The sequence below is a fragment of the Micromonospora sp. WMMD961 genome (genome assembly GCF_029626145.1).
In the GTDB taxonomy this organism is placed as follows: Bacteria; Actinomycetota; Actinomycetes; order Mycobacteriales; family Micromonosporaceae; genus Micromonospora.
The window spans coordinates 3,942,814-3,958,961 of record NZ_JARUBJ010000002.1; the positions used below are offsets into that span (position 1 = coordinate 3,942,814).

Here is a 16,148-nt window from a genome sequence, read left to right on the forward strand (position 1 = left end):
TGACCCACGCCACTGTAGGACCCGGTCCGACATCGCCGACGAACTCCACCTGTCCGAGCGGACGGTGAAATGAATGACCGCCGGGCACGTTCGGGTTCCCACCGGGGCGGAGGCGGCGGCCATCTCCGGGCGCACCGGCCTGCTCGGCGAATGAGGCCACTTCATCGCCCCGATTCACGGTTTTGCTGGGTAACGGAATCGCGACGCGCCGAATGAATGGGACGCATATTGTTGCGGATTACCGGGGTGATAGGTCAGACTTTGGACACATCCCGCCGCACACAGGGAGTAATCGGCAATGGCGAGAAAAGTAATCACGGTCCTGACCGACGACCTCGACGGTGGGAAGGCCGATCGGACGGTCGAGTTCAGTCTCGACGGCGTCGCCTACACGATCGACGTCTCGGACGAGAATGCAGGCGTCCTGCGCAAGGCGCTGGATCCGTACATCAATGCGGGTCGTCGGATCGGGCGCGGCCCGGTGGAGGGCACCCGCTCAGCCCGGCGTCCAGGGCGACCCGCCGGCGCGGGAATGGATCGCGAGCAGAACCGAGCAATCCGGGAATGGGCCGTCAAGAACGGCTACAAGATTTCGGAACGGGGTCGGATCCCGGTCGAGGTCGTCGAGGCGTACAAGAACCGCTGACGCACGAGGCGACGACGGGGCCCTGCCGGAAACGGCGGGGCCCCGTCGACTTGTCCGGGCGTCGGGACGACGCGGCGGCCGGTCACCCAGGGGTTGTCGCCCCGGGTGACCGGCCGCCGTTGGCGCGTCCGCTCAGTTGACGGTGATGCGCACCGAGTCGAACGCCGGGGTCTGGTTGGCCCGCTCCATCATCGGCAGACGGTGTGACCCGTCACCGGCCCAGACGGAGCACTGCGCGGTGCCCGACTCCGGCAGGCCCGGAACCTGGATGGTCACCTCGTCGGGCTGGGCCCCACCGCGGCCGTCCTCGGTCGCGACGAAGAACGCGGGCACCTCCTGCGGCTCCGGCGGGGTGGTCAGGCTGTCCAACATCCGGCACGCGGTGTGGAAGTGACCCCGGACCAGGCCCTGGGCGTTGAGCAGCGAGCTCTCCACGTAGTAGCCCCCCTGACCGGCCGCCAGGAAGCGGTCGCGGACCAGGTTGCGGGTGCTGACCCGCAGGGTGAAGGCCTGGTTCTGGCCGACCTGCTGAGGGAACTGGGTGATGAGCAGCGACGGGTTGTTCGCCGCGGCGCCGACCTCACCGAACTCGGTGCTCACGCAGCGGTTGCCGGTCTGGAAGCCGTCGTGCGGCTGGAGGCGGCTCTCTTCGCAGTCGTTGGCCAGCACGCCGAGACCGGCGCCGGGGGCGTTGCCGCCGTTGTTCCCGCCACCGTTGTTGCCACCTGGGGTGGTGCTGGGGGTGGTGCCGCCGCCGTTGTTCCCGCCACCGTTGTTGGTCGGCTGCACCGTGCACGTGGCGAGTTCCGCCAGACCCTGCGGTCGGGGACCGACACGGTCGATAGCGGTCGTGATCCGGTCCAGCACCGCCCGCCGCTTGCCGGCCAGCGGCTGCAGGATCGCGTTGCGGATGAACGCCTCCCCCTTGTTGCCCTCGGCGGCGAGGCGACGGTCCGCCTCGGCGATCTGTGCCTGCAACTGGGCGAGGTTGCGGTCCACCTCGGCCCGCGCCCGGTCCGGCACCTGCGGCAGCTTGGCCGTCACGTCCGGGCAGGCGATGGCCGTGCCGGTGCCGACCGTGCCGTCCTTGCCGTCCTCACACTCGGGGACCGACTGCTGGCCGTCACCCCAGTGGTTGCGCACCCACCGACCGTTCTGCCACGTTCGGCTGGTGGAGCCGGCACCGGTTGGCGCGGTCGCGCCGGGGCTCGGTTCCACGCATTGCCCGGCGGCCGGGCGGGGCTTATTTGTCCGCCGGTCCTGGGCCGACGAAATCTGGGTCACGGCGACGACTCCGCCGAAGACCACGAGCGTGCCGACAACGGCCAGCAGACGCTTGCTCCGCGCGTTGCCGGATGACCGGCGCGCCCGTGTGGACCTGCGCATCGAATTGCTCTCCTTCTCGATCCGGTAGTGGATTCCTGCCCTCGGCGGACCGACGGATGTGAGATGGCGCGCCACGGAGTCGACCACCGTGACCTACCAGGTAATGCGTCGATGGCCGACGATGCCCTTTCCACACCGTCCCCCGCGCCCCGACGACGCGAGTGGGGAGATCCTGTTCATTCGCGCAGGAGTACGGGGCGGCGACCGGGAAGGTTCAACAGACTCACAGGAAATTGCCGCGGCCCGGTACGGGGCCGCTGCGGCGCGGGGAATCAGCAGGTGGAACGGGCGCCGCTCAGTCGGCGCAGAGGTGGTCGAAGGCGAACCCGCCGACCAGTTCGTCGTGGCGCCGACTCAGCGCGACGATCTGCGCGGTCAACTCGGCGCGCGGCACCAGGTCGGCCACGGCGTTCTGCCGCAGCCGATCCCCGACGGCGACCGTGGCGAGGTCCTCCGCCAGCCGGGCCGGGTCGACACCGCAGGAGAAGCGGTGCTCGGTCACCGAGACGCGCTCGACGAGGCACGCGTCGGGGCGTACGTGCACCCAACTCCACCCCTGCGCCGGCCCGTCCGCCCAGCGCACGTGCAGTCCCCGCACGATCGGGTCGGCCACCCGCCCGGCCACGTAGGCGTCGACCGCCGCCGCGCGGGTCAGCGCCCCGAGGTCGTTGACCGCTCCGGTCCGGCCGTCCGGCAGCCGACCGAGGATGTCCCGGAAACCCACCGGCTCCGGTTCGTCGCCGGAGGCGGCCACGCCGGCACCGCCCGCGGCGTAGGCGCGCGCGTCGATCACGTACTCCACGAGGCGGCGCCCGTGCTCGGCCGCCCGCAACGTCGCAGAACCGATTCGCAGCACGGGCAGGCCGACGGCCTCGCTCACGGCGTCCTTCAGCCGCTCGACGCGCTTCTCCGCCGAGCCGGCGGAGGCGACCGGGCCGATCTCCACGGCGACGATCGCGCGGCCGGTCTCGGCGGAACAGACCACGAAGTCGAAGCTGGCACGGCTGGCCGAACTCCACTGGCTGCCGGTGACACCAGGCGGCCGCCCCTGGACCAGGTCACTGAGCCGGCGGTTCGGATGGACCCGCTGGCCGGCGCGGCTGAGCAGCGTGTCGTGCCCGCCCTCGGCGGATACCGCCCGCAGCCAACCACGGTCGTCGCTGCCGATGCTCGTCATCTGCCTGATCCATCCGCCGGTCGGTCGAGCCGCGCCGAGTCTAGGCGGTCGATCATGACGTACGCCTCGGCGGCACGCCCGCCCCGTGCTCGGCGCCCGCCCGCCACTCGGCGATGCCCGTCGCCATGCCCGCGGCGATGTGCTTCTGCCGGATCGGTTCCCGCCGGTCGACGCTTCACCGCCGCCTGTGACGTAGGTCACAGGCATGCCGTGTTCCAGGGAGCCGGTTGGGGTGTATCCAGCGGAGTCGCCGGTAGCGGACCGGCCGGGAGGTCAGCATGTCGCGACAGCAGCTCGGCACCCGCACCGGCAGCGGTCGGGACGCCCGCCAACGCCGGGACGACCCGCGCGCCCGTCGACCTCGCCTGGCCGGTGATCCGACCATCCTCCGACGCCCCCGTACCGATCGAGCGGCACGTCACCATCGACTGCCACCACGACCCGTGGCCGCCGGTCCGTCCGCGCCGCCGGCCGGCCCCGCGCCGAACGCCGGGAACCCGGGCGCCGGTACCCGCAGCCGACGCCCGCCGCAGCACCGCACCGCCGGGACAGCGGACGTCGCACGCATCGCTGCCGACGCGGCCCGCCAGGTGCCCGGCGTCACCGACGCCCACCCGGCCACCGTCCGGCTGGTCGACGACGCCGTGGGACTCGACCTGCACCTGGTCGGCACGTACGGGCACAGCGTGCCCGCCGTCGCCGAGGCCGTCCGGATCGCCGTCGCCGACCGGCTTGCCGCCGAGACCGGGCTCACCGTGGCCACCGTGACCATCACGGTGGACGACCTGATCGTCCCCGGGGCGGACCATGCCCACACGGGACGGCCGGTCCGGCGCCCCGAAGCGGGCATGCGCGTGGTCAACCGGGCCGCCTCGTCGCTGCTGGCCGTCGTCCTACTGGCCGGCGGGGTAGTGCTGGCCGTGCAGGCGCTGCTGGTCACACTGGGCCGGCCGGCCTCCCTGCTCGCCCGCACCCGCTGGTACGACGCGCTGACCGGCACCCGGTGGCACGACCCGGACGTCCGCACCGGCGCCGGCGCGGCCGTGCTACTGGGCCTGGTCATCCTGGTCGCCCAACTGCGCCGCTGGAGACCGGCCCGGCTGCGCCTCGACGAGCGGGACGGGTGGCACCTCCGCAGACGGTGCGTGGAACGCCGGCTGACCCTCGCGGCCGGGACCGTGCCCGGTGTCCGCCGGGCTCGGGTGCGCGTCCGGCGGCGCGCTGACCAGTGGCGTCCCCGCGTGCGCGCCACCGGTGATCCCGCCGCGCACGCGGAGGTCGAGTTCGCCGTGCGCCAGGAGCTGCGCCGGCTCGCCGCGCCCCGCACCGGCCGAGTCGAGATCCGGCTGCTTCCCCGCCGGCGGCCGGCATGACCGACGCCGCACACCGTCTGCTGTGGACGGTCGTCGCGTTGGTGCTGGTGGCGCTCGGAACGACAGCGATGTGGGTCAGCGTCGGCGCGCTGCCCGGCGACGATCCGGACGCGACGCTGCTCGACGCGGGGCTGCTCGACGCGTGGCGAACGGCCGCGCCGTGGAGCACCCTGGCCGCAGCGGTCACCGGCGTGGTCGCCGCCCTCGCGGGGCAGCGCCTGTTGGCGGGTGAGCTGCGGCGACCCCGCCAGGCACTACGCGGCGTGCTGAGCCACCCCGGCCACCGCCCCGGCCGTACCCGCCTGGCCACCGACGTGCTGGTCGGCGCACTGGAGCGCGACCTGACGACCGTCGAATCCGGGGTACGCCGCGCACGGGTGGTGCTCACCGGTACGCCGCAGCGACCCGACGTGTGGATCCGGGTGGATCTGGCGGCCGACGCGCCGGCCGACGACGTACGCGAACACGTCGACGCCGCGGTCCGCCGGTTCGCGACGACCGCCGGCTGCGTGCCCGCGCACCTCGACGTGACCGCCCGCATCGAGCCGGGCCCGCCCTGACCGCGTCGCGCCGATCGGACGGGCATGATCGGTGCCGGAACGGGAGGTACGCGGATGCGGGTGGTGTCGTTGGTGCCGTCACTGACCGAGGCGGTGGCGCTGACCCTGCCGGGAGTGCTGGTCGGGGCCACCGACTGGTGCAGCCACCCGGCCGGGCTCGACGTCAGCCGGGTCGGCGGCAGCAAGTACCCGGACCTGGACCGGGTTCGCGCGCTGCGGCCGGACCTCGTGCTACTGAACGTGGAGGAGAACCGGCGGGCGGACGCGGAAACGCTGCGGGCGGCCGGCGTACCGGTGCGGGTCACCTATCCGCGTACCGTCGCGGGCGCGTTGACCGAGCTGGGCGACCTGCTCGCCGAGTTGGGCGCGCCGACGGAGCCGGCCTGGTTGCGCACGGCCCGGCAGGCCTGGGACGAACCGCCCCGGCTGACGCCGTCCCGCCGGGCGGTGGTGCCGGTGTGGCGTCGGCCGTGGGTGGTGCTCGGCGGCGACACGTTCGCCGGTGACGTGCTGCGTCGGCTCGGCGTGGTCAACGCCTACGACGAGCACCCGGAGCGTTATCCCCGCCCCACCCTCGCCGAACTGCGCGAACGGCGGCCCGAGTTGGTGGTGCTGCCCGATGAGCCGTACACATTCACCGCCGACGACGGGCCCGAGGCTTTTCCCGGTGTACCGTGCGTACTGCTCTCCGGTCGACATCTCACCTGGTACGGCCCCCCACTCGCCGAGGCGCCCGCACTCCTGGCCGACCAGCTCTCCCGGCCGGTGCTGGCCGGTTGACCCGACCCGTGCTGGTCAGGTGACCGACACGTCAGCCGGCCGGGGCGCGCCGCGCGGCCAGGAGGCTGGCGCCGATGGAGATCCCCAGGGTCAGCACCACCACCGCGAGGGTCAACCCGACCGGCAGTTTGCCCACCGGAGTCTCGGCGAGGACGAGTTTCAGCCCGGCGAACGCCAGCAGCAACGCGAGTCCGTACCGCAGGTAACCGAAGTGTCGCAGCAGGCCGGCGAGGCAGAAGTAGAGGCTGCGCAGCCCCAGCACGGCGAATGCGGTGGCCGTCCAGACCAGGAAGGTGTTGGTGGTGATGGCGAGGATGGCCGCCACCGAGTCGACGGCGAACACCACGTCGGTGGCCTCGATGGCGACGAGCGCCACCAGCAGCAGCGTCGCCACCCGCCGGTCGTCCACCCGGGCCGTGAACCGGTCGCCGTGGTAGCGCGCGTCGGTGGGCACCAGCTTCCGGAACAGCCGGACCACGACGTTGCGTTCCGGGTCGACGTCCGGCTTCCCGCGTACGGCGAGCCGCCAGCCGGTCCAGATCAGGAACGCGCCCAGCACGAACCCGGCCCAGCTGAGCCGGTCCAGGAGCTCGGCACCGGCGAGGATGAACAGCAGCCGGAAGACGAGCGCCCCCACGACTCCCCAGAACAGCACCTTGTGCTGGTAGCCGGCCGGCACCTGGAAGTAGCCGAAGAGCAGGGCGAAGACGAACACGTTGTCCACCGAGAGCGCCTTCTCCAGCAGGTACCCGGAGAAGTAGGCGATGGCGGGGTCGCCGCCGAGCCCCCACCAGACGACCACACCGAACAGCAGGCCCGCGCTGATCCAGACGGCGCTCCAGAGCAGCGCCTCGCGTAGCTCGATGACGTGGTTGTCGCGGTGCAGGAGCACGTCCACGGCGAGCATCACGGCGATCGCCGCGCCGACCGCCGCCCAGGCCCACAGCGGGACCGTGACTGTCACCTCCGCCACCGAAGCCCTTCCGCACCGGCCACGGTGCGCGCCCCGTCACCCCGCCGGCCGGCCGTTCCCGAGCCTAGGCGAACGGCCGATCCGACGCCGGCGGTCCGGCGAACTCGGCCCTCGTCGAGACGTCGCAGCGACAGCCACGGGCGCCGAGGTGCCGGCGGGGTGGTGGCGTGGGGCGGACGGCACTCAGGCGACCGGCATCACCTGGGCCGGATCGCAGACCGTGTCGTCGGCGTCGTAGGTGATCCTGTTGATCACCCGCACGACACCGCTGACCTGGCCCGCGAGCCGACCGGCGAGGTCGACGGCGGAGCGTCGGTCCACCCGACCGGCGAGTGTCACGTCACCGTGTCGGACCTCGACCGTCACCAGCCCGTCCCGCACGGCAAGCACCCGCCGCAGCACCTCCTGCACCACGTCCTCGCGGATCGCGGCGTCCGAACGCAGGTGCACCCGCAACAGGTCACCACGGCTGACGATGCCGACCAACCGGCCGAGATCGTCCAGGACGGGTAGCCGCTTGACCTGCTCGTGGTCCATCAGCCGAGCGGCGGCCGACAACGGCGTCTCCGCGTGCGCGGTGATCGCCGGAGCGGTCATCAGGTCCCCCGCGAGCAGCGCGGCACCCTTGGCCCGGGCACCACGCCGACGCCGGCTCTCGAAGACCCGGCGCAGCGCCGGCTCGCCGGCGCACTCGACGCGGTGCAGGAGGTCGGCCTCGGACACCACGCCCAGCACCCGGCGGAACCCGTCGATCACCGGCACCGCGCTGACCCCGCGGCGCAGCAGCACGTCGACGATCTCGCGGTACGGGGTCTCGACGGCCACGGTCTCGACCTCCCGGGTCATCACATCGCCAACCTGCCAGGTCCTCATCACGACCTCACCTTCCTCGTCCACCTCGGACGCTACGACCGCGCGACAGCCACCGTCAGGGCCGCCGGACCGGACCGGAGGGGGTCCAACGTCCCGGGCCGGTGCGGTCTGTCGGCCCTGCCGCCGGGAGCGCCGTGGGCGTCCACTGGAGATGCCACCGGGAAGTGCGGTGCGAGACTGAGAAGGGACGTGGATACCATGACCGCGACGACCGACCGGGTCACCGTCGAGAACACCGCTCCGACGGCCGGCACCACTGCAGAGCGGGCCGTCCGGTACATCCTTGCCGGCACCCGACTGGCGCTCGGCTGGATCTTCCTCTGGGCGTTCGTCGACAAGATGTTCGGCCTCGGGATGGCCACCGAGTCGAAGAACGCCTGGATCAACGGCGGCAGCCCCACCAAGGGCTTCCTGACCTTCGGGGTGACGGGCCCGTTCAAGGACATGTACACCGGGATCGCCGGTGCCGCCTGGGCGGACTGGCTGTTCATGGTCGGCCTGGCCGGGATCGGTGTCGCCCTGCTGCTCGGCATCGGCATGCGGGTCGCCGCCGTGGCCGGCGGGCTGCTGCTGGTCCTGATGTGGACCGCCGTCCTGCCTCCGGAGAACAACCCCTTCATGGACGACCACCTGATCTACGCCGCGGTGCTGGCGGTCCTGGCGCTGGTCAACGCCGGCGACACCTGGGGCCTCGGCCGGGTGTGGGCGACGCTGCCCAGCGTCCAGCGGCTGCCCTGGCTGCGCTGACCACAGCGCGCCACCCCTGAGCGGGCGTCACCACCCACGGTGACGCCCGCCAGTGCGTGTCCGAATCCCGCGTCGCCGCGTTCTCGCACCCGCACCGCCCCCGGTCGACGGCCCGGTCCCCGCTCACACCGCGCTGATCGTGCACGTGTCGCCCGGGGCACCGTGTGCGGCAGCCGGGGTGAGATCGAGCAGGTAGCGGGTCCGCCGCACATCGGTGAAGTGTGATCCGGCAGGATCGACGGTGACCGGACACATCACCCGACACGGCAGGAGATCCCCGCATGAACCAGGCAGCAGGCGCCCGATCCGGCAAGCCCGAGGTGGGTCCGATCGAGGGTGCACCGCCCGCCGACCTCGTGATCGAGGACATCACCGTGGGCGACGGCCCGCAGGCGGAGGCGGGCCAGCTGGTCAGCGTGCACTACGTCGGCGTGTCGCACTCCACCGGTGCCGAGTTCGACTCGTCGTGGAACCGGGGCGAGGCGTTCGAGTTCCCGCTCGGCGGCGGTCAGGTCATCGCCGGCTGGGACCGGGGCGTCGTCGGCATGCGCGTCGGCGGCCGTCGCCGCCTGACCATCCCGCCGCACCTCGGGTACGGCGACCGGGGCGCGGCCGGTGTGATCAAGCCCGGCGAGACGCTGATCTTCGTCGTGGACCTGCTCGGCGTGCGCTGACCGATCATCATCGGGGTCGTCGGCTCACGCCGGCGACCCCGCACCGGTCAGGCGGCCAACTGCAGGTCCGCGGTCGCGGCTGCGGACAGACGCGCGGCCTTGACCACCTTGGCCGGCTCCAGGATCGGCATCACGCGGTGCAGACCGCTGGCGCGGAGCACCCGCGCCACCACCGGACTCGGGTCGACCAGGACCAGCTCACCACCGCAGGCCCGGACGCGCAGGTGCGCGGCGAGCAGCGTCCGGACGCCGGCGGCGGAGAGCAACCGCAGATCGGACAACTCCAGCTGAACCACCCGGCGAGCCGGCGCGGACCACAACGCCGACCGGAACGCCGCCACCGTGGCGATGTCGATCTCGCCCGCCACCCGCATGACGACCACCTGGTCACCCACGCTGACCTGCACGTCGAGCCGGTCGCTGTCGTCTCCCATGCCAAGAAATCTAGCCGCCACCTACGACAGTCTCGCCCCTCCGCGGAGTGATTCCGGGTACGCCCAGGGTCATACCCCGAGACGGCCCTCATCCCCCTGAGGGGGGAGCCAGGGGGCCTGCAGCTCCGCTCCCTCCAGACGGTGAGCCACTGCAGGCCACCGAGGTCCGGGGGCGGGCCGGCGGGGCACCCGCCCGCCTCCGACACGACGGTGACCGCGGTGATCGGCACGCCGCGAGCGATGGTCGACGGCAGCCGGCACCGGCGGTGGAGAATAGGCCGATGCTGATCCCTCGGCAACGGCCGCCGCGGCTGATCCGCCCCGTCCGCGAGCCGGCGACCGTTCCTCCGGCGTTGACCGGAGTGTGGGCAGCCACCGACCGCCGTCTCGACCACGTCGAGTTGCTGCCCCTTCCCGAGGGGGCCGTCGGTCCGGAGGACGTGCTGGTCGACGCCGCCGGCCGGGTGATCAGTGGCGACGAGGAGGGTCGGCTCTGGTGGTGGCCGGTCGACGCGCCGGCCGGCACCCGACCCCGGCTGCTGGCCGAGACCGGTGGCCGGCCGCTCGGCATCGAGGTGGACGCGTCCGGTGAGGCGCTGGTCGTCTGCGACGCGTACCGCGGGTTGCTGCGGGTCACCCCCGACGGCGAGGTGCGCGAACTGACCGGGACCGCGCCTCCGGTGCACCTGGCCAACAACGCGACGGTGGCCCAGGACGGCACGATCTACTTCACCGACTCCTCCGACCGGTTCCCGGTCTCGCACTGGAAGCGCGATCTGCTGGAGCACCGCCCCAACGGCCGGGTGCTGGCCCACCGACCGGGCAGCCACCGCACCGAGGTCGTGGCCGACGGGCTGTACTTCCCCAACGGCATCGCGCTGACCCCGGACGAGTCGGCCCTGATGCTGGTGGAGACCAGCACCCACCGTCTGCTCCGCGTCGAGTTGGGCGGCGGCGTACGGGTTCTGGCCGACCTGCCCGCGTACCCGGACAACCTCGCCGCCGTGGGCGACGGAACGTACTGGATAGCGCTGCCCAGCCCGCGCGTGCCGATCGCCGAACGGCTGCTGCCGCATCCGCGACTGCGCCAGCTCGCCGCGTTGCTGCCCGACGCGATGCAGCCGCAACCGCGCCGCTACGGGTTGGTCGCGCTCGTCGACGGCGACGGCACGGTCCGCCGGACGCTGCACGGCCCCAACGGGCACTACTGGATGATCACCGGGGTACGCCAGCACGCCGACCACCTCTGGCTGGGCAGCCTGACCGGTCCGGGAGTGGCCCGCGTACCCCTGGGGTGAACGCCGGCGTCGTTGGCGCACGGTGCTCGGCCGTAGGCGACGGGACCGACGCTGTCGGTCGTAGGCGGCCGCACCGGGCCGGCCGCCAGCGCGGACCGGCCCGGTGAGCCGAACGGGTGTCTCAGCGACCGCTGACCGAGGGCGCCGGTTCCGGCGAGCCTCCGGCCACCGCGCCCGGGTGGGCCGGAGCGACCGGAGCGGGCTTGAGCCCGGGCGGCACCGGCAGCGCACTACCTCGGGCGAACTCGTCCCAGCTAACGTTCCACGCGGTCCAACCGTTGCCCGGCTGCAGTTCCACCTCGGTGCCCTTGACGGTGACCAGGTCCCCGACCTGGGTCACCCCCATCAACCAGTCGGCCGCGGTGGCGGAGACGTTGGCGCAGCCGTGTGAGACGTTCGTGTTGCCCTGATCCCCCTCCGACCAGGGGGCGGAGTGGATGAACTCGCCGCCCCAGGTGTAGCGCTGGGCGTCGTCGACGTCGACCACGTAGCCGCCGTTCGGCTCACCCCGGGTGTCGAAGGTGGTCCGCTCGTGCTTCTCCATGATCACCATCTTGCCGCTCGAACTCGGCGTACTCGGCTTGCCCAGACTGACCGGAATCCGGCGGATCTGCTTCCCGTCGCGCAGGACCGTCATCTGCTTGGTGGCGTTGTCGATCTCCAGCGAGACCTGACGTCCGATCTTGGAGGTCGCGGTCCGCTCGGCGTCACCAACCCGGTCCTTGCCGATCGGCAGGCCCTCCAGGCCGGCCCGGACGCTGATCGTCGTTCCCGGCTTCCAGAAATCGGGCGCCCGGTAATAGACCTGACTTCCGTCCTCGATCCACGACCAGGTGCCCGGCTGCGGAGGATTCGTCTTCACGAACAACCGCCGCTGAACATCCGCTCTGGCCTCTTTTGGAATTGCCGGGTCGAACGCTACGGTAACCGGCATCGCCGTGCCGTACGTCCGATTACCGACGAAATAGAGGGTGCTGGTGATCTGCGGTTTGGTCGACTTGGCCATCGTCGTGAAGGTCGTGGTGCGCGTGGTGGTGGCACCGGAATCACCGGTAGCGGTCACCTCGGCGGTGTAGGTCCTTTTCGGTTGCAACGGAACACTCGGCACCCAGCCCGAGCCGTCCTCGCGCGGCTCGGCGTCGACCTGCTTGCCCTTGTCGTCGGTCAGCCGTACGCCGGTGACCCGGCCACCCTTGACCACGGTGCCCACCTCGGCACTGACCGGCACGTCCCGGGCCTTGTCGCCCGGCGTGACGGCGAGTTCCGGCGGGGCGGCGTGCTTCTTGTCCGAACCGGTCGCGGACTCCCGGCCGACGGTGCACCCACCCAGGACGAGTGGTGCGGCTGCGATGGTTACCGCCAACAGCGTCAATCGCCGCCTACACGTCATGTTCAGTCCCCCCGTTTTCGACTTCCCTATGCCGACATTCTCGCTTCCCGGGCGTGCGTGATTGCGGCATTCAGAAATAATTGGCCGCGCATTTGTCGACACAGTTTTCCGACAATGCGCCGCATGGTGGAACAGGAGCCCACCGGCACCTGTCGTGCCCTTTGCTCTGCTTCCGCGTACGCAACGCCGGCTGTCCGGATGGCGACCTCTCGGGGCGGTTGAGGTGAAGCGGGTCGAAGGCGGCATACGACCGCGCGGACGACCGCCGCCCCGGCCCCTTCCGGCCGGCGCGAGATCGACCCGTGCGGGTGCGGTGGCTGCCGGGTGCAGCGGGCCGCGCGGGACGGCAGTCGGCGCATCAAGCGCGCCGGACGCCCGGGGTCGGGCCGGGGCCGGAGGGTGGAGATTCGGGCAACGCGGCGCACCGGACGGAGGAGGTCATGCTGGCTGGCGCACCTCGGCAGCGCGCTTTTGTCAGTTGGAGCGAAACTTCTGCCGAACGCGACGAAGCTTTGCCTTCGTCCGGAGGCAAGGGTAGGGTCACGATCCAGATAGAGGGTTGCCCATTAGTCGATCAGTCTGCCGCCACCCCTGCCGGGTCGCCGCGTTCCGCTCCTGACAGGGCCGGGCCGCACCCGAGCGCCGTCCGTCACCGACCAGCCGGAGCCCGCCTCCGGCCGGTCCGGCGCGCCCGGGCGACGGCAGCCAGGTCGACCGCCGCCGACGGCATGCCAGCCGTCAGGAAGGGACCACCACCATGGATCGACAGATCAACCGACCGGAGCCGACACCGGCGTCGGAGCCGGTCAGCCGGCGTGGAGTGCTGCGCGCCGCGACCGTCTCCGCTGCTGCCGTCGGCGCCGCCGGCCTGCTCGCCGGGCCGGCCGGTGCCGCGCCCGCCCCGCAGGCCCAGGGCCGGCGCCGGGTGCCGGTGGACCGGATCAGCATCCAGCTCTACACGCTGCGCGACCAACTCGCCGCCGACCTGCCCGGCACCCTGGACGCGCTGCGTCGGATCGGCTACCGGCGAGTGGAGCACGCCGGATTCGTCGGACGCACCGCCGCACAGTTCCGGGCCGCGCTCGACGAGGCGGGGCTGAGGTCCACCTCCGGGCACGTCGGCATCCCGCAGCCCTTCGACGCCGCCACCTGGGAACAGGCCCTCGCGGACGCCAAGGTCGTGGGCTGCAAGAAGATCGTCCACCCGTACTTCGGTCGGGACGCCGGTGGCCAGCCGATCCGGGACCCCGCCGTCTACCGTGCCCTGGCCCGGGACCTGAACAAGGCCGGGCGGCTCGCCGAGCGGGCGGGGCTCGAATTCGGCTACCACAACCACCAACTCGAGTTCGTGCCCCTGACCGGCGGCTCGACCGGGTTCGACATCCTCACCGCGCAGACCGACCCGCGGCTGGTCCACTTCGAGCTGGACCTCTACTGGGTCTGGCGCGGCGCGCACGACCCGGTCGACGTGATCCGGGCCAACCGTGGCCGGATCCGCCAGGTACACGTCAAGGACCTCGACGTCGAGGGCGGTTTCGCCGACCTCGGCGATGGCCTGATCGACTTCGGCCGGATCTTCGCCCACGAGCGGGAGGCCGGCATCGAGGAGTACATCGTGGAGCGCGACGACGCGGGCACCCCGCCGCGCTCCCCCGCCGACGCCCTGGACACCGCCCGGGTCGGCTTCGACTATCTCGCTTCACTCCGGTACTGAAACCACCTCGGGGGACGACCTGATGAACAGGACCGCATTCGTGTCCGCCCTGCTGCTGGTGACGGCCGGCCTGGCCGTGCCACCGTCAGCCGCGGTCGCCGCACCGGCCGCGCCGCCGGACAGCAGCTTCCAGAAAGTGACCCTGAACGACTTCCCGGGCGAGCCGATGAGCCTCGCCGTGCTGCCCGACCTGCGGGTACTGCACACCTCGCGCACCGGCGAGGTCCGCATCCACGACCCGCGCACCGGGCTGAACACCCTCGCCGCCGACATCCCGGTGTACGAGCACGACGAGGAAGGCTTGCAGGGGGTCGCCGTCGACCCGAACTTCGCCCAGAACAAGTGGGTCTACCTCTACTACTCGCCGCCGATGAACACTCCGGTGGACGACCCGGCGACCCCGGACGTCAACGAGGGGGACGCGCCGGAGACGGGCACCGAGGCGGACTGGCAGCGGTTCAAGGGCGCCCTGCGGTTGTCCCGGTTCAAGCTGGACGGGACGAAGCTGAACCTGGCCAGCGAGCAGCAGATCATCGACGTGCCGACCGACCGGGGCATCTGCTGCCACGTCGGCGGCCAGATCGACTTCGACAGCAAGGGCAACCTGTACCTGTCGACCGGTGACGACACCAATCCGTTCGCCTCGGACGGCTACATCCCGATCGACGAGCGGGCCGACCGGAACCCGGCGTACGACGCCCAGCGCACCTCGGCCAACACCAACGACCTGCGCGGCAAGCTGCTGCGCATCAAGGTGAAGCCCGGTGGGGGTTACACGGTGCCGGCCGGCAACCTGTTCAGGCCGGGGGCCGCGCAGACCCGTCCGGAGATCTACGCGATGGGGCTGCGCAACGCGTTCCGGTTCGCCGTCGACCGGCGGACCGACGACGTGTACCTGGGCGACTACTCCCCGGACGCCTCCAACCCGAACCCGGAGCGCGGGCCCGCCGGACACGGTCGGTGGATGCGCATCGACAAGCCGGCGAACTACGGCTGGCCGTACTGTGTGACGCCGACGATCGCCTACCGCGACTACGACTTCGCCACCGGTGAGTCCGGCGCCAAGTTCAACTGCAAGCGCCCGGTCAACGACTCTCCGCACAACACCGGCAAGCGGATCCTGCCGCCGGTCGAGCAGCCGGAGGTCTGGTACCCGTCCGCGGCGTCCGGTGAGTTCCCGCAGTTGGGCACCGGGGGCATCGGCCCGATGGGTGGCCCGGCGTACGACTACGACGGGACCAGCACCTCGCGTACCCGGTGGCCGGCCTACTACGACGGGGTGCCGCTGTTCTACGAGTGGACCCGGGACTACATCAAGGAGTTCCGCCTCGACGAGGACGGGGACGTCAAGGACATCCGCTCGGTGGTCCCGTCCATCGTGGTGGACAACCCGATGGACATGGAGTTCGGCCCGGACGGCTCGCTCTACGTTCTGGAGTACGGCGACGGCTACTTCGCCGAGAACCCGGACGCCCAGCTGTCCCGGATCGACTTCGTGCGCGGCAACCGGACGCCGATCCCGAAGATCAGCGGCACCCCGACGGTCGGGCAGGCCCCGCTGACCGTCGCGTTCTCCAGCGCCGGCACCACCGACCCGGACGGCGACAAGCTGAGCTACGCGTGGGACTTCAACGCGGACGGCTCGGTGGACAGCACCTCTCCGAACGCGAGCTGGACGTTCCCGGAGAACGGCTCCTACACGCCGACTCTGAAGGTGACCGACCGCACCGGCCGGTCCGCCTCGGCATCCCTGCCGCTGGTGGTCGGGCCGACCGCGCCGATCGTCGAGTTCGTCGCCCCGGTGGCCGGGCAGCCCTTCCAGTTCGGGCAGACGGTCGCGTACGAGGTGAAGGTCACCGACGATCTGCCGGTGGACTGCTCCCGGGTGAAGGTCACCTACGTGCTCGGGCACGATGAGCATGGGCACCCGCTCTCCACGGCGACGGGTTGCTCCGGAACGATCCCCACCTTCATCGACGGTGGGCACAGCGGTGCGGACAACCTGACGGCGGTCTTCGTCGCGGAGTACACCGACGCCCCGACCGAGCCCGGCGTACCGCCGCAGTCGGCCTCGGCCACGGTCGTGCTGGACCCGGACCCGGTGGCGGGTCTGGCCGGCTGAC

At 71.8% G+C, this 16,148-nt stretch carries 15 protein-coding genes; 9 read left to right on the forward strand and 6 right to left on the reverse strand.

The features are described 5' to 3' along the window. Nucleotides 1-298: 298 nt before the first annotated feature. A complete protein-coding gene (locus O7614_RS17985) occupies nt 299-646 on the forward strand; it encodes an Lsr2 family protein (protein ID WP_278139616.1) in 348 nt (115 codons plus the stop codon). A gap of 132 nt (nt 647-778) precedes the next feature. On the opposite strand, the gene O7614_RS17990 is transcribed toward O7614_RS17985, so the two are convergent. Both O7614_RS17990 and O7614_RS17995 read right to left on the reverse strand, forming a co-directional pair. Next, nucleotides 779-2,032 (reverse strand): hypothetical protein, encoded by a 1,254-nt coding sequence (locus O7614_RS17990; RefSeq protein WP_278139617.1) that lies wholly within the window; start codon nt 2,030-2,032, stop codon nt 779-781. 295 nt (nt 2,033-2,327) lie between these two features. Further along, nucleotides 2,328-3,209 (reverse strand): DUF2726 domain-containing protein, encoded by an 882-nt coding sequence (locus O7614_RS17995; RefSeq protein ID WP_278139618.1) that lies wholly within the window; start codon nt 3,207-3,209, stop codon nt 2,328-2,330. Nucleotides 3,210-3,487: 278 nt separating this feature from the next. Here O7614_RS17995 and O7614_RS18000 point away from each other — a divergent pair, with 278 nt between their 5' ends. Genes O7614_RS18000 through O7614_RS18010 form a run of 3 tightly spaced genes read left to right on the forward strand, consistent with a single transcriptional unit; the run spans nt 3,488 to nt 5,922 of the window. Beyond that, nucleotides 3,488-4,582 (forward strand): Asp23/Gls24 family envelope stress response protein, encoded by a 1,095-nt coding sequence (locus O7614_RS18000; RefSeq protein WP_278139619.1) that lies wholly within the window; start codon nt 3,488-3,490, stop codon nt 4,580-4,582. Continuing rightward, nucleotides 4,579-5,142 (forward strand): hypothetical protein, encoded by a 564-nt coding sequence (locus O7614_RS18005; RefSeq protein WP_278139620.1) that lies wholly within the window; start codon nt 4,579-4,581, stop codon nt 5,140-5,142. Before O7614_RS18000 ends, O7614_RS18005 begins: the two co-directional genes overlap by 4 nt. Before the next feature lie 54 nt (nt 5,143-5,196). Further along, nucleotides 5,197-5,922, forward strand: a complete 726-nt coding sequence (locus tag O7614_RS18010; protein WP_278139621.1) for a helical backbone metal receptor — start codon at nt 5,197-5,199, stop codon at nt 5,920-5,922. 31 nt (nt 5,923-5,953) lie between these two features. Here the strand turns inward: O7614_RS18010 and O7614_RS18015 are convergent, their stop codons facing one another. Both O7614_RS18015 and O7614_RS18020 read right to left on the reverse strand, forming a co-directional pair. Then, a complete protein-coding gene (locus tag O7614_RS18015; RefSeq protein WP_278139622.1) occupies nt 5,954-6,886 on the reverse strand; it encodes a TerC/Alx family metal homeostasis membrane protein in 933 nt (310 codons plus the stop codon). 192 nt (nt 6,887-7,078) lie between these two features. After that, a complete protein-coding gene (locus O7614_RS18020) occupies nt 7,079-7,768 on the reverse strand; it encodes a CBS domain-containing protein (RefSeq protein WP_278139623.1) in 690 nt (229 codons plus the stop codon). A 189-nt stretch (nt 7,769-7,957) separates the two neighbouring features. Here O7614_RS18020 and O7614_RS18025 point away from each other — a divergent pair, with 189 nt between their 5' ends. Together O7614_RS18025 and O7614_RS18030 are read left to right on the forward strand one after the other, a co-directional pair. After that, the gene (locus tag O7614_RS18025) at nt 7,958-8,515 is read left to right on the forward strand and encodes a DoxX family membrane protein (RefSeq protein ID WP_278139624.1); all 558 of its coding nucleotides are present in this window, start codon (nt 7,958-7,960) and stop codon (nt 8,513-8,515) included. Nucleotides 8,516-8,796: 281 nt separating this feature from the next. Continuing rightward, nucleotides 8,797-9,189, forward strand: coding sequence for an FKBP-type peptidyl-prolyl cis-trans isomerase (locus O7614_RS18030; RefSeq protein ID WP_278139625.1), 393 nt, complete (start codon nt 8,797-8,799; stop codon nt 9,187-9,189). A gap of 47 nt (nt 9,190-9,236) precedes the next feature. On the opposite strand, the gene O7614_RS18035 is transcribed toward O7614_RS18030, so the two are convergent. Next, nucleotides 9,237-9,623 carry an STAS domain-containing protein gene (locus O7614_RS18035; RefSeq protein ID WP_278139626.1) on the reverse strand — a complete coding sequence of 129 codons (387 nt, stop codon included), beginning with the start codon at nt 9,621-9,623 and terminating at the stop codon, nt 9,237-9,239. 281 nt (nt 9,624-9,904) lie between these two features. Here O7614_RS18035 and O7614_RS18040 point away from each other — a divergent pair, with 281 nt between their 5' ends. Next, a complete protein-coding gene (locus O7614_RS18040) occupies nt 9,905-10,921 on the forward strand; it encodes an SMP-30/gluconolactonase/LRE family protein (RefSeq protein WP_278139627.1) in 1,017 nt (338 codons plus the stop codon). A gap of 121 nt (nt 10,922-11,042) precedes the next feature. Here the strand turns inward: O7614_RS18040 and O7614_RS18045 are convergent, their stop codons facing one another. After that, a complete protein-coding gene (locus O7614_RS18045) occupies nt 11,043-12,311 on the reverse strand; it encodes an Ig-like domain-containing protein (protein ID WP_278139628.1) in 1,269 nt (422 codons plus the stop codon). 757 nt (nt 12,312-13,068) lie between these two features. Here O7614_RS18045 and O7614_RS18050 point away from each other — a divergent pair. Beyond that, nucleotides 13,069-14,025: a sugar phosphate isomerase/epimerase gene (locus tag O7614_RS18050; protein WP_278139629.1), complete on the forward strand. Its 957-nt coding sequence runs from the start codon at nt 13,069-13,071 to the stop codon at nt 14,023-14,025. 22 nt (nt 14,026-14,047) lie between these two features. After that, a complete protein-coding gene (locus O7614_RS18055; RefSeq protein ID WP_278139630.1) occupies nt 14,048-16,147 on the forward strand; it encodes a PQQ-dependent sugar dehydrogenase in 2,100 nt (699 codons plus the stop codon). The last annotated feature ends 1 nt before the right edge of the window (nt 16,148 follow it).

Excerpts from the sequence above, each read along its gene's own strand:
- O7614_RS17985 (WP_278139616.1), top strand. The coding sequence starts at position 299 with ATGGCGAGAAAAGTAATCACGGTCCTGACCGACGACCTCGACGGTGGG.
- O7614_RS17990 (WP_278139617.1), bottom strand. The coding sequence starts at position 2,032 with ATGCGCAGGTCCACACGGGCGCGCCGGTCATCCGGCAACGCGCGGAGC.
- O7614_RS17995 (WP_278139618.1), bottom strand. The coding sequence starts at position 3,209 with ATGACGAGCATCGGCAGCGACGACCGTGGTTGGCTGCGGGCGGTATCC.
- O7614_RS18000 (WP_278139619.1), top strand. The coding sequence starts at position 3,488 with ATGTCGCGACAGCAGCTCGGCACCCGCACCGGCAGCGGTCGGGACGCC.
- O7614_RS18005 (WP_278139620.1), top strand. The coding sequence starts at position 4,579 with ATGACCGACGCCGCACACCGTCTGCTGTGGACGGTCGTCGCGTTGGTG.
- O7614_RS18010 (WP_278139621.1), top strand. The coding sequence starts at position 5,197 with ATGCGGGTGGTGTCGTTGGTGCCGTCACTGACCGAGGCGGTGGCGCTG.
- O7614_RS18020 (WP_278139623.1), bottom strand. The coding sequence starts at position 7,768 with ATGAGGACCTGGCAGGTTGGCGATGTGATGACCCGGGAGGTCGAGACC.
- O7614_RS18030 (WP_278139625.1), top strand. The coding sequence starts at position 8,797 with ATGAACCAGGCAGCAGGCGCCCGATCCGGCAAGCCCGAGGTGGGTCCG.
- O7614_RS18035 (WP_278139626.1), bottom strand. The coding sequence starts at position 9,623 with ATGGGAGACGACAGCGACCGGCTCGACGTGCAGGTCAGCGTGGGTGAC.
- O7614_RS18040 (WP_278139627.1), top strand. The coding sequence starts at position 9,905 with ATGCTGATCCCTCGGCAACGGCCGCCGCGGCTGATCCGCCCCGTCCGC.
- O7614_RS18045 (WP_278139628.1), bottom strand. The coding sequence starts at position 12,311 with ATGACGTGTAGGCGGCGATTGACGCTGTTGGCGGTAACCATCGCAGCC.
- O7614_RS18050 (WP_278139629.1), top strand. The coding sequence starts at position 13,069 with ATGGATCGACAGATCAACCGACCGGAGCCGACACCGGCGTCGGAGCCG.
- O7614_RS18055 (WP_278139630.1), top strand. The coding sequence starts at position 14,048 with ATGAACAGGACCGCATTCGTGTCCGCCCTGCTGCTGGTGACGGCCGGC.